This window comes from Streptomyces sp. L7 (assembly GCF_050990935.1).
Taxonomy (GTDB): domain Bacteria; phylum Actinomycetota; class Actinomycetes; order Actinomycetales; family Microbacteriaceae; genus Leifsonia.
Genome location: NZ_CP194644.1, coordinates 192,539 through 207,055 on the forward strand (window position 1 = coordinate 192,539; position 14,517 = coordinate 207,055).

The window sequence follows — 14,517 nt, forward strand, 5'->3', positions numbered from 1 at the left end:
GTGGAGGCACGGTCGCGCACGCGGGGCGGCGTCAGTAGAGTAATCCTCATGTCTGGCATCGTCCCGGGGGCGGACGCCGAATACTCAGACGCCATCGACCCCTCAACCTTCGTGAAGACCCTCTCGCCGAGCGACGTGCTCACTCGGATCCGACCGGGCGACATCCTGCACTGGCCGCCCTTCTTCTTCCCCATCGACACCATCAGCCCGACGCACACGGTCGGCAAAGGCCGCACCAACCTGACGCTGATCGCGTCGGACATCCTGCAGACCGACACGACCGGGACACCGTACGCGTCGTTCAGCTTCCGGCAGGTCCCGTCCGGCGGTCCGGGAGTCTCGGTCCACTTCGATCCGGGAGCGTACGGAGCGACGGCGGTCGCGAGCTACGTCATCGAGTTCCTCATCGCCACCAGCGGCCCCGTGTCGCTCACCGTCGGAGGCTACGCGGGCGCGGGCACCGTGACCGGCGCGGGCGTGAAGACCGTGAACGGCAACGTCTCGGTCTCGGTGGGCCTCAGCAACGTCCCGCCGGGACAGGTGACCTACGCCTCCATCCAGCAGACGTCCTCCGGGCCCGGCTGGCAGTGGTTCTCGACCTCCATCGAGCATCCGCCGTTCGTGTTCGAGCCCTGACGGCGTTCCTGAGCGATCCTTCAGGAAACGCGGGAACGCGCCCCTAGACTGGCGGGCATGGCAGAGAGCGACGCTCCCCAGAGCCCGTCCGTCCCGCCGGCCAGGGCGCGCTTCCTGAGGCGCCGCCACGATATCAAGGCGCGCGCGGAGTCGATGGTGGGGGAGGCCGTCCCGATCGAGGCGTCGCTGCCGCGCGGCGTGCGCCTGGCCGGGGCCTGGTCGTGGCGGCTGCTCGTCATCGGCGCCGTCATCGCGGTCGTGGTGTTCCTGATCGTCCAGCTCCGCCTGATCGTCATCCCGGTGCTGGTCGCAGTGCTCCTCGCCGCGCTGCTGGTGCCGTTCAAAGACTTCCTGGGCCGCCACCGCTGGCCGCGCTGGCTGGCGATCGTCGCCACGCTGCTGACACTGATCGTGGTGGTCGGCGGCCTGTTCTACCTGGCGATCTGGCAGGTCACCCGGGAGAGCCGCGACCTCCAGACGCAGTCGGTGGCGGCGTTCGGCCAGTTCCGGAGCTGGCTGACGACCGGGCCGCTCGGCCTCACCGCGGCGCAGATCGACGGCGCCTTCCAGTCGCTCTGGTCGTCGCTCCAGCAGGACAGCCAGGTCTACATCTCCGGCGCGCTCTCCATCGGCTCCACGCTGGGCCACGTGCTCACCGGCGCGCTGCTGACCGTGTTCAGCGTGCTGTTCATCCTCATCGACGGCCGCAGCATCTGGGGCTGGATCGTGCGGATCTTCCCGAAGAACGCGCGCGCAGCCGTCGACGGCGCGGGACAGGCGGGCTGGCTGACACTCCGCAACTTCGCGAAGGTGCAGGTGCTCGTGGCCTCCATCGACGCGCTGGGGATCGGCCTCGGCGCGTTCTTCCTCGGCCTTCCGCTGGTGCTGCCGATCGCCGTGCTGGTGTTCCTCGGGTCGTTCATCCCGATCGTCGGCGCGGTGCTCACGGGCGCGCTCGCCGTCTTCGTCGCGCTCGTCTTCAAGGGCTGGGTCTTCGCGCTCATCATGCTCGCCGTCGTGCTGCTCGTGCAGCAGATCGAGGGGCACGTCCTCCAGCCGCTGATCATGGGCACCGCGGTGAAGGTGCATCCGCTCGCGGTCGTACTCGCGGTCGCGGCGGGCTCGCTCCTGGCGGGGATCCCGGGGGCGCTGTTCGCCGTCCCGTTCGTCGCGGTGCTCAACGTGATGGTGCACTACGTGTCATCGGACGTCTGGCGATCGCGGCCGCCGGAAGCCACCACCGCTCCGGAGGGCGCGATCTGGGAGACCGTGCCGCGGCCCCGGCGGGCGCCGCGGACGTAGGTCGCATACATTCAGCGGTATACGACCACGAGTAGGCTATGCGAGTGGATACCGCGACCGATCCGACGCGCACCCCGTTCGCCGGCCCCGGCCTGGACGAGATCGAGGCCGCGCGCGCGATCGTGGCCCGGGTCGCCCAGCCCACGCCGCTCGAGACCTCGCGGTACCTCACCGATGTGCTCGGCGCCCCGGTCATCCTCAAGTGCGAGAACCTGCAGCGCACCGGGTCGTACAAGATCCGCGGCGCCTACAACCGGCTCTCCAAGCTGAACGCCGAGGAGCGGGCGCGCGGCGTCGTCGCCGCCTCCGCGGGCAACCACGCGCAGGGCGTCGCCTTCGCCGCGCGCGAGCTCGGCATCCACGCGACGATCTTCATGCCGGTGGGCGTGGCCATCCCCAAGTTCCAGGCGACGCGCGCGTACGGCGCGGATGTCGTGCTCAGCGGCAGCATCGTGGACGAGACGCTCCGCGCTGCCGCCGACTTCGCCGCCGAGACCGGCGCGGTGCTCATCCCGCCGTTCGACCACCGGGACGTGATCGCCGGGCAGGGCACCCTCGGCCTCGAGATCCTCGACGACGTCCCCGATGTCCAGACGATCGTCGTGCCGATCGGCGGCGGCGGACTCATCTCCGGCGTCGCGAGCGCGGTCAAGCAGCGCGCCGCGCGCGAGGGACGCACCGTGCGGGTGATCGGCGTGCAGGCGGCCAACGCGGCCGCCTACCCGGCGTCGCTCGCCGCGGGTGAGCCGACGGAGATCGGGCTCGTCGCGACCATCGCCGACGGCATCGCGGTCAGCAGGCCGGGCGCGCTCAACTTCGAGATCATCCGGGACGCCGTGGACGCCGTGGTCACGGTCACCGAGGACGACATCGCCCGCGCGCTGCTGGTGCTGCTGGAGCGCGCGAAGCTCGTGGTCGAGCCGGCCGGCGCGGTCGGCGTGGCGGCGATCCTCGCGGGACTCATCCCGGCGCCTGACGCAGCAGGACCGGTCGTCGCGATCCTCTCCGGCGGCAATATCGACCCTCTGCTCATGCAGCGCGTCATCGCCCACGGTCTGGCGGCCTCCGACCGTTACCTGCGGCTCTCGATCATGCTCCCCGACCGGCCGGGGCAGCTCGCCCGCATCGCCGAGATCCTCGCCGGGGTCAACGCCAACGTGGTGGAGGTGCTGCACACGCGGCACGGCAACGGTCTCCAGCTCAGCCAGGTCGAGCTCGTCGTCTCGGTGGAGACGCGCGGCACCGAGCACCGCCAGCAGGTCATCAAGGTGCTCCGCTCCGCCGGCTACGACCCCGTCCTCGAAGAGGAATGAGAAAACCGCCGAGTCCGCAGATTGTCTGCGCACTCGACGGTTCTCGGTGGAATTCTGGCGTACTCGCGGGTTACTGGCCCGTGTAGGTCTCGACCTTGGAGATCTCGACGGGGATCTGGCGGCCGTTGGGGGCGGTGTACTCGGTCGTGTCCCCGACCTTGAGGCCGAGGATCGCCGCGCCGAGCGGGCTCTGCTCGCTGTAGACCTGCAGCTCGGTGCCGGCCGCGATCTCGCGGTTGCCGATCAGGAAGACGCTCTCATCGCCCGCGATGGTCGCGGTGATCACAGTGCCGGGCTCCACGACGCCGTGGCTCTCCGGCGCCTCGCCGACCGTGGCGCTGCGCAGCAGGTTGGTGAGCTGCACGATGCGCGCCTCGATCTTGCCCTGCTCGTCCTTGGCGGCGTGGTAGCCGCCGTTCTCCTTGAGATCGCCCTCCTCGCGGGCCGCCTCGATGCGCTTCGCGATCTCGTTACGGCCGTTGACGCTGAGCTCCTCGAGTTCGGCCGAGAGACGGTCGTACGCGTCCTGGGTCAGAAAGGTGACCTGAGACTCCTGGGACATGATGAACTCCTTCGCGCCTGCACGGCATGCGCCGCTTCGGCTGATGGCCGGCCGGAACCGGTGGGTAAAGTAGACGCCCCGGCCTCGGCCGGGGCGTATCCAGAGAATGTTAGGTCAGCCAGCAGGTGTTAATCAAACCCGTGTTGCTCTGCTGGATGGTCCGGATCGTCTCGGTGTGCGTCGTCACGCGGGAGCCGGAGCCGGGATAGCTGACGATGCGCCAGCCCACGATCGCGTAATCGTCGTTGAGCGCCTGCAGCGCGCAGGTGACTCCGGTGCCGGGTTGCGCGTTGATGGTGAAGGTGATCCGCACATGGTGGGCGTCGGGGATCACGTAGGCGGTGTCGGTGGCCTCCAGGTCGGCCTGGTTGTTGTCCCAGCCGGCCCAAAACACCCAGGCGGTCACCACAGCGAGGACGCCGAGCGCCCCGCCGATCAGCAGCCAGCGGTCGCGGCGTCGGCGCTTCGGGGTGCGGCCGTAGCGGGATTCGAGGGTCTCGGACGGCGCCTCGGTCACGCGTGCCATGTAATCGCCGTCCGCCTCTCAGGGGCTTCGTTCAGGCCCGCCGTCGGGGCGACGGTAGGCTGTGTCAAGACTAGGAGACGAAGCTGTGAATCGCGCTTCGCGGCTCCTGAACCCCGTGATCCGAAAGCGAAGTCCGCCATGCGCCAGAACGACCTGTCCGCCGTGTCCGTGGAGGCCGTGTGATGGGGGACCTGCTGCTGAAGGCGGGCGTCTGGCTGGCTGCGACCCCGACGCCGTCGCCGACCTCCGGCCCGAGCGACGACGCGGTGACGCCGGGCGTCGTCGGGTTCACCGTCACGTTCCTGATCGCGGTCGCGGCGGTGCTGCTGATCCTCGACATGACGCGGCGCATCCGCCGGGTGCGGTACCGCGACGAGATCGCGCAGAAGCTGGACGCCGAGAAGGCGGAGCAGCAGGACGACGCGGACGGCGAATCCCGGGGCTGAGCATCGGGCTCGGACGGCGTCAGTCGTTATGGGCGCCCGGCGTCAGCCGTTGTAGGCGGGGTGCATCGCGATCAGCAGCGTCGCAGTCCAATGGCAGAGGAACGCCAGCACTGTCAGGGTGTGGAAGATCTCATGGAACCCGAACACCCCGGGGAAGGGGTTCGGCTTCTTGATGCCGTAGATGACCGCGCCGATCGTGTAGAACACGCCGCCCACGCAGACCAGCACCATCATCGCCACGTTCGCGTTCAACAGGTCGACGATGTACATCATCGCCGCCCAGCCGAGCAGCAGGTAGATGGGCACGTACAGCCAGCGCGGCGCGTTGATCCAAAACACCCGGAAGCCGATGCCGAGCAGCGCGCCACCCCACACGATGCAGAGCAGCAGGATGCCCTTCTGCGGCGGCAGCGCGAGCACGGCGAGCGGGGTGTACGTGCCGGCGATGAGCAGGAAGATGTTGGCGTGGTCGATGCGCTTGAGCACGACCTTCGTGCGGGGACGCCAGTTGAAGCGGTGGTAGAGCGCCGAGTTGCCGAACAGCAGCATCGAGGTCACCATGAATACGGCCGAGGCCCACTTGGCCGGGGCGCCGTGCGCGAGGGAGATCAGCACGATGCCGCCGGCGATGGTCGCCGGGAACGTCCCGGCATGGATCCATCCGCGCCAGGTCGGCTTGAGCTCGGCCGGCTGGGCCGGGGAGGCGTCCAGCAGCGGAATGTTCGGCAGCTGCGGGCCGCGAGACTCGTCCGCCTTGACCGCGGCGTCGGCAGGCTGCAGGTCGGCGACCGGCTCGGCGAGGAGCTCGGCGACGTCCTCGGGTTCGGGGGCGTTTCGCGGCGTCATGGAGCAAGAGTAGGGGAGACCGGTGGTCGGATGCTGGGAACCGGGCGGGTCGGGGGGCGCTAACGTAAGGGCGTGAGCAGACGCAGTTCCGAGACGGCCAACGGGTTGCTCTACGGCCTGTACCAGAAGCGGCTGCGCAGGGACATCGCCGGTCTCGGCCCGGAGTCTCTGCCACGACACGTCGCGATGATCATCGACGGCAACCGGCGGTGGGCGCGCCAGGTCGGGATGACGACCGTCGCGCACGGACACCGGGCGGGCGCCGCGAAGATGCGCGAGTTCCTGGAGTGGTGCGACGACCTCGGGATCGAGGTGGTGACGCTCTACCTGCTCTCGTCGGACAACCTGACCAACCGGCCGGACTCCGAGCTCTCCGACCTGATCGAGATCATCGCCGAGCTCGCCGACGACCTCTCCCGCTACCGCGACTGGCGGGTCAAGCACGTCGGCTCGACGGCCGGCCTCCCGGAGTCGCTCGTGACCGCGCTGGCCGACGCCGAGAAGCGCACCGCCGACAAGAAGGGCCTGCACATCAACCTCGCGGTCGGCTACGGCGGCCGCAAGGAGATCACGGACGCCATGCGCAGCATCGTCGCCGCGCACTCGGCGGAGGGCGGCAGCCTGGAGACGCTGGCCGACCTCCTCACCCCCGACCTCATCGGCGAGCACCTCTACACGGGAGGCCAGCCCGACCCCGACCTCGTCATCCGCACCTCCGGCGAGCAGCGGCTGAGCGACTTCATGCTCTGGCAGAGCGCGCACAGCGAGTTCTACTTCGTGGAGGCGCTCGGCCCCGACCTCCGCGAGGTCGACTTCCTCCGCGCCATGCGCGACTTCTCCCGCCGCCACCGCCGCTACGGCTCCTGACCCCGCGCCGCCGCCGACCCGCCGACCGGTCGAGTACGCGCGAAATCGGCTGAAAACGCCCGAGTACGCAGAGAATTCGCGTACTCGGCGCGTGCGACGGCAGGATTGTCCCCGGAGGTCACGATGACGACGATCGAAGAGTTCGCGGCGGGGTTCGGTGAGGAGCCGGGGTATCTGGACTACGGGCGCGTCGGGCCGCTGTCCGCAGCGGTGCGCGCCGAGACGCTGGGACAGTACGAGGCGCTCGCCAAGGCGCGCTTCGGCACCGTCGAGCGGATGAACGCCGAGACCGACCGCGTCGGTGAGGCGATCTCCGCGCTGACCGGCTTCCCGGCGGGGCAGATCGCGTTCCAGCCGAACGCCTCGAGTGGGCTCATGCACGCCGCGTTCGGCCTCACCGGCGGCGACGTGCTGCTCTCGGCCGCCGAATTCCCGAGCGTGACGTACGCCGCCGTGCGCGCGGCGCAGGCTATGCGCGTCGTGACGCCGGTGTGGCTGGAGACCGACCACGGCCGGGTGACGCCCGCCGAGATAAAGGACCAACTCACCGACTCCACGAGCGCGGTGATGGTGAGCCTGGTCGACTCCCGCACCGGCTACCTCGCGGACATCGACGGCATCCGCCAAGTGATCGGGGACCGCCTCCTCATCGTGGACGCCATCCAGGGCTTCGGCGTGGTCGACGCCCCCTACGAGGTCGCCGACGTCGTCGTCTCCGGCGGCCAGAAGTGGACCAGAGCGGGCTGGGGGACCGGCTTCCTCGCCCTCAGCGAGCGCGCGATCGAGCACCTGACGCCCGTGTTCAGCGGCTGGGTCGGCACCGGCGCAGGCGAGCGCTGGGACGAGGTGCTCGAGCCGGCGAAGGGCGTGGCGGCCTTCACTGTGTCGAACCCCGATCTGGTCGCCGAGGCGCGCTTGGCCGCGGCGCTGGAGGAGGTCGCCGCGGTCGGCGTCGCGGAGATCTCCGCTGCGATCTCCGACCTCGTCGAACGCGTCATCGACCTCGCCGACGAGTTCGCGGTGCCGGTGACCTCCTCCCGCAACGCCGCCGAGCGGGCGGGGATCGTCGTGCTGGAGCCGCAGCCCGAGCGGCTCACCGTGCTGGCGGCCTCCCTCTTCAACCATGGCGTGTCGGCCAAGGTGCGGACCACGAGCGTGCGGCTCAGCGTGCACGCCGGCACCACCGGGGAGACCCTGGAGATGCTGCGCGCCGCCCTCACCTCGTACGCCTCGGTCGCCTGATCCGCGCCTCCCATAACTGGGGGTGAAGATCGGCTGAACGAAACACGACACGCCCCGGTCTGAGCGTCCGGTGTCGGCCGTCCGGCGTACGTTCGACTCATCGGGCACGGCGCCCGATCGAGACGGCCACATAAGTTCGTTTCGAGACCCAATGGCCGGCTCGCCAATGATCCGCCGGCTCCAGCGCAAGCGGAGCGGCGGGGTGGGAGTGGTCGTGGCTGAATCAGGAACCCGGCAGTTCGAGTCGGCATCCAGCACCATCCGGCAGAGCGAGCGCACGTATGTGCTCGACACCTCGGTGCTGCTGTCCGACCCCAAGGCGATCTTCCGGTTCGCCGAACATGCTGTCGTCATCCCTGTCGTCGTCGTGAGCGAGCTGGAGGGGAAACGCAACGATCCCGAGATCGGGTACTTCGCGCGGCAGGCGCTGCGCAATCTGGACGACCTGCGGGTCCAGCACGAACGGCTCGACTTCCCGATCCCGGTGGGGGACGGCGGCTCGCTCCGCGTGGAGCTGAACCACTCCAACATGTCGGTGCTGCCGAGCGGCATGCAGCTCGGCGACAACGACTCGCGCATCCTCGCCGTGGCGATGAACCTCGCGAACGACGGGCTCTCGGTCACCGTCGTCTCCAAGGACCTCCCGATGCGCGTCAAGGCGTCTTCGATCGGTCTGGCGGCGGAGGAGTACCGGCACGAGCAGGTCGTGGACAGCGGGTGGACGGGGCTGGCGGAGATCTCGCTCGGCAGCGAAAAGATGAGCTCGCTCTACGAGGAGGAGTGGATGCGCACGCCGCTCGTGGACGGACTCCCGGTCAACACGGGCCTCATCGTGCACTCGGACCGCGGCTCGGCGCTCGCGCGTGTGGTCGCCGACGGTGAGGTGAAACTGGTGCGCGGCGACCGCGACGTCTTCGGGCTGCACGGCCGCTCGGCGGAGCAGCGGCTGGCGATCGACCTCCTGCTCGACCCCGAGGTGGGGATCCTGTCGCTCGGCGGACGGGCCGGCACCGGCAAGTCGGCGCTCGCGCTCTGCGCGGGGCTGGAGGCCGTGCTGGAGCGGCAGCAGCACAAGAAGATCATGGTGTTCCGGCCGCTCTACGCAGTGGGCGGCCAGGAGCTGGGCTACCTGCCGGGCGACCAGGGAGAGAAGATGAATCCCTGGGGCCAGGCGGTGTTCGACACGCTGGGCGCGCTAGTGTCGCAGAACGTGCTGGACGAGGTGCTGGACCGCGGCATCCTCGAGGTGCTGCCGCTCACGCACATCCGCGGCCGCTCGCTGCACGACGCGTTCGTGATCGTGGACGAGGCGCAGTCCCTGGAACGGAACGTGCTCCTGACGGTGCTCAGCCGCGTCGGGCAGAACTCGCGCGTGGTGCTGACCCACGACGTCGCCCAGCGCGACAACCTGCGGGTCGGCCGGCACGACGGCGTCGCGTCGGTCATCGAGACGCTGAAGGGCCACCCGCTGTTCGCGCACATCACGCTGACCCGTTCGGAGCGGTCGGCCATCGCGGCGCTGGTCACGGAGATGCTGGAGGGCAACGAGCTGGCCTGAGTGGAGGCCGGCGCCGGGTGAGGCGGCAGAAGGTGAGCCGGCAGGCGAAAGAACCGGGCCTGCTGGGGAGAATTTCGGGATTCTCGTATTCTCTGTGGAATCGTGAGAAGGCCATGTCGCGACACCTAGCGTGAGGGCATGGTGGAGAAGACGATCCGGATCGTTGTCGCGGCCGGCCTGAGTGTCGCCCTGCTGGGGGCAGGTCACCTCGGGCCGGCCGCGATCGGAGCGCTCTATCTCGCGGCCGTCACGCCGGCGCTGGTCCAGTACGACCTGCGCGAGCTGCGGCTGCCGGACGCTCTGGTGCTGCCAGGGGCGGCGTTCGTGGCCGTGGGGGCCGTGTGGAGCTCGTTCGGCTCCGGGGGCTGGCTCGTGGTTGGCGCGGTGCTCGCGTGCGGTGCCGGCGCACTCGTCGGGTTCGCGGTGCTGGCGTCCGGCGGTGGGCTCGGCATGGGCGATGTGAAGCTCGCGGCGGTGCTGGCCGGGGCGCTCGGGGCCGTGGCGGCAGAGCGCGGGCCGCCGCTCGGGGAGGTCGTTGCGCTCGTCGGGTGCTGGGTGGTCGTGTCGTTCGTGGCCGGCGCGGTGGTGGCGTCTGCGGCCTTGCGGGGGCGGGGCCATGGAGGAGCGCCCGGAGGTGGCGGTGGGCGGCTCCCGGCGGAGCTGCCCTTCGGGCCGGTGCTGTTGGGGACGTTCTGGGGATTCGTGCTACTGGGCTGACCACTGCGCGAGACGGCGAGGCGCCCCTTCCGCCGGTGCGGGAGGGGCGCCTCGATCGAACGGTTCGCGAGCGGACTCGTCCGGATCAGCCGGGGTGGGTCATGCTCAGCACGTCGAGGGCCGAGTCGAGCTGCTCCTCGGTGATCTCGCCGCGCTCGACGAAGCCGAGGTCGATCACGGCCTCCCGCACGGTCATGCCCTGGGCGACGGCATGCTTGGCGACCTTGGCGGCGGCCTCGTAGCCGATCACCCGGTTGAGCGGGGTCACGATCGACGGGCTCGACTCCGCGAACGCGCGGGCGCGGTCGAGGTTGGCCTCCAGTCCCGTGATGGTCTTGTCCGCGAGCACCCGGCTGGCCTGGGTGAGCAGGCGGATCGACTCCAGCAGCGCCGTGCCCATGACCGGGATGGCGACGTTCAGCTCGAACAGGCCGGACGCGCCGCTCCAGGCGATGGTGGCGTCGTTGCCGACGACCCGGGCGGCGACCATGAGCACGGCCTCCGGGATGACCGGGTTGACCTTGCCCGGCATGATCGAGGAGCCCGGCTGCAGATCGGGGATGTGCAACTCGCCGAGGCCGGTGTTCGGGCCGGAGCCCATCCAGCGCAGGTCGTTGCAGATCTTGGTCAGGCTGACGGCGATCGTGCGGAGCGCGCCGGAGGCCTCCACCAGGCCGTCGCGGTTGGCCTGGGCCTCGAAGTGGTTGCGCGCCTCGGTGATCGGCAGCTCGGTCTCGGCGGTAAGCAGCTCGATCACGAGCTGCGGGAAGCCGATCGGGGTGTTGATGCCGGTGCCGACGGCCGTGCCCCCGAGCGGGACCTCCGCCACGCGGGTCAGCGCGGCCTGGACGCGCTCGATGCCGTAGCGGATCTGCGCGGCATAGCCGCCGAACTCCTGGCCGAGCGTGACCGGGGTGGCGTCCATGAGGTGCGTGCGGCCGGACTTGACCGCGGTCGCCCACAGCTCGGCCTTCTCCTCCAGCGCGACTGCGAGGTGGTCGAGCGCCGGGATCAGATCGTCGATGAGCGCGCCGGTGACGGCGATGTGCACCGAGGTCGGGAAGACGTCGTTGGACGACTGCGACGCGTTGACGTGGTCGTTCGGGTGCACCGGGCGGCCGAGTCGGCGGGAGGCGAGCGTCGCCAGCACCTCGTTCATGTTCATGTTCGAGGAGGTGCCGGAGCCCGTCTGGTAGACGTCGATCGGGAAGTCCCCGTTGTGCGCGCCGGAGACCACCTCGTCCGCGGCGGCGGCGATGGCCTCGGCCACGTCCGCGTCGAGGACGCCGAGCCGCGCGTTGGCGAGCGCCGCCGACTTCTTGATGCGGGCGAGCGCGGCGATCTGAGCCGGCTCGAGAACCGATCCCGAGATCGGGAAGTTCTCGACCGCGCGCTGCGTCTGCGCGCCGTACAGGGCGGCTGCGGGGACCCGCACCTCGCCCATCGTGTCGTGCTCGATGCGGTACTCGGTGCCCGCCTGCGTGTCCACCACGGTGTGTTCTTCCTTTCTGGGCCCGGACGCGTCAGCGCGCGGGTGTTGGGTCGGCGGCCGGTTCGGCCAGACCGACGACGGCGTCGGGGACGACCCGACCTTCCTGGAGCACGTAGTTCGCTCCGACGATGGCGAGGAGATTGGCGGCGACGGCGTCGCTGATGATCTCCGATCGCGCGAGAATCTCTGCGACGGTGTCGCGCAGGTGCAGGCGGCCGACCTCGGCCGCGTCGACGTCGGCGGGCACGACGGCCTGGCCGGGCGTGGTGCCGGAGACCCGGTGGACCGCGGGCACGATCGGCGCGATGAGCTGCGCGATGTGCGGCGGCAGCGGGTCCGCGCCGTCGGCCTGGGAGGCGATGGCGGAGGCGACCGCGCCGCAGGCGTCGTGGCCGAGCACAAGGATGAGCGGCACGTTCAGCACGGCGACCGCGTACTCCAGCGAGGCGATCGCGGAGTCGGAGGCGACCTGGCCGGCGTTGCGGACCACGAAGGCGTCGCCCAGACCGAGGTCGAAGATGATCTCGGCCGCGAGGCGCGAGTCGGCGCAGCCGAAGATCGCCGCGACGGGGTGCTGGCCCTGCGCCACGGTCTCCCGCCGCTCGACGTCCTGACGGGGGTGCTGGGGTGCTCCGGTGACGAAGCGCTCGTTGCCTGCCAGCAGTTCGTTCCATACGCGGCCGGGACGTGTCGTGGGCATTTACTTTCCTCCTGGGGTGGGTGAGCCGAGGGAGTGGAGCTGGTCGGTGAGGGATGAGGCGACGGTGGTGAACTCGGCGTCGTCGGCTGTGCCGAACACGACCACGGTGCTCTTTCCGGCGCTCGTCACGAGGGCGTACCTCACGTTGCCGGCATCGGAGGAGGCGCGGTTGTCGTAGACGTCCCACTTCGCGCCGTCGATCTCCCGGGTGCCGGCGATGCGGGTGCGGTTCACCTGGTCGGCGACCCAGCTGTCGTTGGCGTTGAAACCTTGGGTGATGCCGATGTACTGGCCTTTCGGCGTCAGCAGCCCGATGTACCAGGCGTCCACACCGTCGGCGGTCTTCGTGCGCAGCTCGGCGCTGTTGGAGGACCAGCCCGAAGGGAGCCCGGGCACGACGAGCCGGTCGGGCTCGCTGCCCTGCGCCTGCTGAGCGACGGCGGCGTAGTCGACGGCGGGCGCCGAGGAGGTCGGATTGCCGCGCGGGACGATCAGGACGATGACGGCGACCAGCGCGACCGTCGCGATCAGCGAGTAGACGAGGTTGTTGACGGTCTGCCGGTTGCGGTGGTTCGCGGAGTTCTGCGCCTTGCGCGCGGCCGTCTCCTCCGGCGTCTCCGGGCGGCCGAGCTCGGCGACGACGGCAGGCGGCTTCGCAGCGCTGGTGCGGGACTTGGGGCTCATTCGGTTTCTGACACGCTCCGTGCGCCCGCCCCGGCGCCGGCGCGGGCGGCGTCGAGCCGGGCCTTCGCGCCGATCAGCCATTCCTCGCAGTGGCGGGCGAGCGCCTCGCCGCGCTCCCACAGCGCGATGGACTCCTCCAGCGTGGCGGAGCCCTGCTCGAGCTCGGTGACGACGCGGACGAGCTCGTCGCGCGCCTCCTCGTAGCTGAGCGCGCTGATCTCCGAGGTGGGCATGGTGTCCATTCTATTTGTCTCGCTGGGCGGCCGCTGGATCGGAGACGGCGGGCGAGGGGAGCCGGCCCCCTGCGGTCGCCGCGAACGCGCCTCCCGCCACCGTCACCCGCACCGCGCTGCCTGCCGGCGCCTCCGCCGGCGCCGTCACCACGTGCCCCGCGTCGTTCTGCACGATCGCGTACCCCCGGTCGAGCGTCGCCTGCGGCGAGAGCGCGCGGAGCTGGCCGCGCAGCTCCGCGATGCGCGTGCTCTCGCGGTCGACGCGGCGTTCCACCAGCTCTACGCCGCGGGCGACGTAGCGGGTGAGTTCCTGCGCCCGGGAGTCAACGATCCAGGTCGAGGAGGCCAACGCCGGCCGCGTGCGGAGGTGGCCGATCCGGTCGATCTCGTGGGTGATCATGTGCGTGAGCCGGGTGCCGATGCGAGTGCGGGCCTGCTGCACGCGCGCCAGCTCCTCCGCGACGTCCGGGACGACGCGCTTGGCGGCGTCCGTCGGCGTCGACGCGCGGAGGTCTGCCACGTCGTCCAGCAGCGGCCGGTCGGCCTCGTGGCCGATGGCGCTCACGATCGGGGTCGCGGCCTCCGCTGCGGCGCGCACCACGCGCTCGTCGCTGAAGCCCAGCAGGTTCTGGAAGTCGCCGCCGCCGCGCGCCACGATGATGACCTCCACCTCGGGGTCGGCGTCGAGCGCGCGGATGGCCGAGACGACCTCCGGGACCGTGCGGTCGCCCTGCACCGCTGCGTGCACGACCCGGAACCGCACCTGCGGCCAACGGAGCTGGGCATTGCGGAGCACGTCCTTCTCCGCGTCGGAGTCCTTGCCTGTCACCAGGCCGATGGTGTGCGGGAGGAACGGCAGTCGTTTCTTGCGCTCGGCCGCGAACAGGCCCTCCGCCGTGAGCTGGGCGCGCAGCCGCTCCAGCCGCTCCAGGAGGTCGCCGAGGCCGACGTGCCGCATGTCGCTCACCTGCATGGTGAGGCTGCCGCCCTTGACCCAGTAGTTGGGCTTCACCGCCGCGATCACCCGGTCGCCCTGCTTGAGGTCGGCGGGGATGCGCGCCTTCACCGACGACCAGATGCTGAAGCTGATCGTCGCGTCCTCGCGGAGGTCCTTCAGCTTGCCGTAGACGTTGCCGCCGGAGACGCCCCACTGGGTGATCTCGCCCTCCACCCAGGCGGTGCCCAGGCGGTCGATCCAGCCGCGGATGCGGTCGGCGAGCATCGCCACCGGCCACGGGGCGTCGAGGGTCGGCGGTCCCGGGTTCATCGTGGGCGTGCTCGCCGCGCCTGACGTGCCCGACGCGCCGCTCGCGACCTGTGCCACCCGGCCTCCCATCCGTTGATCAGCGCCCACCGCGTACGATCGAGGGGTGAGCGATGCGACCATCAGCCT

At 70.4% G+C, this 14,517-nt stretch carries 15 protein-coding genes; 7 read left to right on the plus strand and 8 right to left on the minus strand.

What is annotated here, in order from left to right; all coding sequences use genetic code 11:
- Window positions 1–693 precede the first annotated feature (693 nt).
- Window positions 694–1,938, plus strand: coding sequence for an AI-2E family transporter (locus ACR5MH_RS00945; RefSeq protein ID WP_433862172.1), 1,245 nt, complete (start codon window positions 694–696; stop codon window positions 1,936–1,938).
- Window positions 1,939–1,976: 38 nt separating this feature from the next.
- A complete protein-coding gene (gene ilvA / locus ACR5MH_RS00950; protein WP_433862173.1) occupies window positions 1,977–3,251 on the plus strand; it encodes a threonine ammonia-lyase in 1,275 nt (424 codons plus the stop codon).
- Between the two features lie 70 nt (window positions 3,252–3,321).
- Here ilvA and greA read toward each other — a convergent pair whose 3' ends face one another.
- The gene (gene greA / locus ACR5MH_RS00955; RefSeq protein WP_431349230.1) at window positions 3,322–3,813 is read right to left on the minus strand and encodes a transcription elongation factor GreA; all 492 of its coding nucleotides are present in this window, start codon (window positions 3,811–3,813) and stop codon (window positions 3,322–3,324) included.
- A gap of 109 nt (window positions 3,814–3,922) precedes the next feature.
- Entirely contained in the window at window positions 3,923–4,339 is a 417-nt protein-coding gene (locus ACR5MH_RS00960; RefSeq protein ID WP_431349231.1) for a DUF4307 domain-containing protein, read from the minus strand.
- Between the two features lie 182 nt (window positions 4,340–4,521).
- Here ACR5MH_RS00960 and ACR5MH_RS00965 point away from each other — a divergent pair, with 182 nt between their 5' ends.
- On the plus strand, window positions 4,522–4,785 hold the full coding sequence (locus ACR5MH_RS00965) for a hypothetical protein (RefSeq protein WP_431349487.1): 264 nt from the start codon (window positions 4,522–4,524) through the stop codon (window positions 4,783–4,785).
- A 42-nt stretch (window positions 4,786–4,827) separates the two neighbouring features.
- Here the strand turns inward: ACR5MH_RS00965 and trhA are convergent, their stop codons facing one another.
- Window positions 4,828–5,631 (minus strand): PAQR family membrane homeostasis protein TrhA, encoded by an 804-nt coding sequence (gene trhA / locus ACR5MH_RS00970; RefSeq protein ID WP_431349232.1) that lies wholly within the window; start codon window positions 5,629–5,631, stop codon window positions 4,828–4,830.
- A 72-nt stretch (window positions 5,632–5,703) separates the two neighbouring features.
- Between trhA and ACR5MH_RS00975 the strand changes: the two genes are divergently transcribed.
- The 4 genes from ACR5MH_RS00975 (at window position 5,704) to ACR5MH_RS00990 (ending at window position 10,015) form a co-directional block, all read left to right on the plus strand.
- Complete coding sequence (locus ACR5MH_RS00975) at window positions 5,704–6,498, plus strand: isoprenyl transferase (protein ID WP_433862174.1); 795 nt, start codon at window positions 5,704–5,706, stop codon at window positions 6,496–6,498.
- Between the two features lie 123 nt (window positions 6,499–6,621).
- A complete protein-coding gene (locus ACR5MH_RS00980; RefSeq protein WP_431349233.1) occupies window positions 6,622–7,740 on the plus strand; it encodes an aminotransferase class V-fold PLP-dependent enzyme in 1,119 nt (372 codons plus the stop codon).
- A 214-nt stretch (window positions 7,741–7,954) separates the two neighbouring features.
- A complete protein-coding gene (locus tag ACR5MH_RS00985; protein ID WP_433862175.1) occupies window positions 7,955–9,298 on the plus strand; it encodes a PhoH family protein in 1,344 nt (447 codons plus the stop codon).
- Between the two features lie 138 nt (window positions 9,299–9,436).
- The gene (locus ACR5MH_RS00990; protein ID WP_431349234.1) at window positions 9,437–10,015 is read left to right on the plus strand and encodes a prepilin peptidase; all 579 of its coding nucleotides are present in this window, start codon (window positions 9,437–9,439) and stop codon (window positions 10,013–10,015) included.
- Between the two features lie 85 nt (window positions 10,016–10,100).
- Here the strand turns inward: ACR5MH_RS00990 and ACR5MH_RS00995 are convergent, their stop codons facing one another.
- Genes ACR5MH_RS00995 through xseA form a run of 5 tightly spaced genes read right to left on the minus strand, consistent with a single transcriptional unit; the run spans window position 10,101 to window position 14,448 of the window.
- The gene (locus tag ACR5MH_RS00995; RefSeq protein WP_431349235.1) at window positions 10,101–11,507 is read right to left on the minus strand and encodes a class II fumarate hydratase; all 1,407 of its coding nucleotides are present in this window, start codon (window positions 11,505–11,507) and stop codon (window positions 10,101–10,103) included.
- A 31-nt stretch (window positions 11,508–11,538) separates the two neighbouring features.
- Window positions 11,539–12,207 (minus strand): carbonic anhydrase, encoded by a 669-nt coding sequence (locus tag ACR5MH_RS01000; protein WP_431349236.1) that lies wholly within the window; start codon window positions 12,205–12,207, stop codon window positions 11,539–11,541.
- Window positions 12,208–12,891 (minus strand): DUF4245 domain-containing protein, encoded by a 684-nt coding sequence (locus ACR5MH_RS01005; RefSeq protein WP_431349237.1) that lies wholly within the window; start codon window positions 12,889–12,891, stop codon window positions 12,208–12,210.
- Window positions 12,888–13,133, minus strand: coding sequence for an exodeoxyribonuclease VII small subunit (locus ACR5MH_RS01010; protein ID WP_431349238.1), 246 nt, complete (start codon window positions 13,131–13,133; stop codon window positions 12,888–12,890). The genes ACR5MH_RS01005 and ACR5MH_RS01010 overlap by 4 nt, the downstream gene beginning before the upstream one ends.
- A 1-nt stretch (window position 13,134) precedes the next feature.
- The gene (gene xseA, locus ACR5MH_RS01015) at window positions 13,135–14,448 is read right to left on the minus strand and encodes an exodeoxyribonuclease VII large subunit (protein WP_433862176.1); all 1,314 of its coding nucleotides are present in this window, start codon (window positions 14,446–14,448) and stop codon (window positions 13,135–13,137) included.
- Window positions 14,449–14,517: the final 69 nt, after the last annotated feature.

Coding starts and splice junctions, on each gene's coding strand:
- ACR5MH_RS00945 (WP_433862172.1), top strand. CDS start 694: ATGGCAGAGAGCGACGCTCCCCAGAGCCCGTCCGTCCCGCCGGCCAGG.
- ilvA (WP_433862173.1), top strand. CDS start 1,977: ATGCGAGTGGATACCGCGACCGATCCGACGCGCACCCCGTTCGCCGGC.
- greA (WP_431349230.1), bottom strand. CDS start 3,813: ATGTCCCAGGAGTCTCAGGTCACCTTTCTGACCCAGGACGCGTACGAC.
- ACR5MH_RS00960 (WP_431349231.1), bottom strand. CDS start 4,339: ATGGCACGCGTGACCGAGGCGCCGTCCGAGACCCTCGAATCCCGCTAC.
- ACR5MH_RS00965 (WP_431349487.1), top strand. CDS start 4,522: ATGGGGGACCTGCTGCTGAAGGCGGGCGTCTGGCTGGCTGCGACCCCG.
- trhA (WP_431349232.1), bottom strand. CDS start 5,631: ATGACGCCGCGAAACGCCCCCGAACCCGAGGACGTCGCCGAGCTCCTC.
- ACR5MH_RS00980 (WP_431349233.1), top strand. CDS start 6,622: ATGACGACGATCGAAGAGTTCGCGGCGGGGTTCGGTGAGGAGCCGGGG.
- ACR5MH_RS00990 (WP_431349234.1), top strand. CDS start 9,437: ATGGTGGAGAAGACGATCCGGATCGTTGTCGCGGCCGGCCTGAGTGTC.
- ACR5MH_RS01000 (WP_431349236.1), bottom strand. CDS start 12,207: ATGCCCACGACACGTCCCGGCCGCGTATGGAACGAACTGCTGGCAGGC.
- ACR5MH_RS01005 (WP_431349237.1), bottom strand. CDS start 12,891: ATGAGCCCCAAGTCCCGCACCAGCGCTGCGAAGCCGCCTGCCGTCGTC.
- ACR5MH_RS01010 (WP_431349238.1), bottom strand. CDS start 13,133: ATGGACACCATGCCCACCTCGGAGATCAGCGCGCTCAGCTACGAGGAG.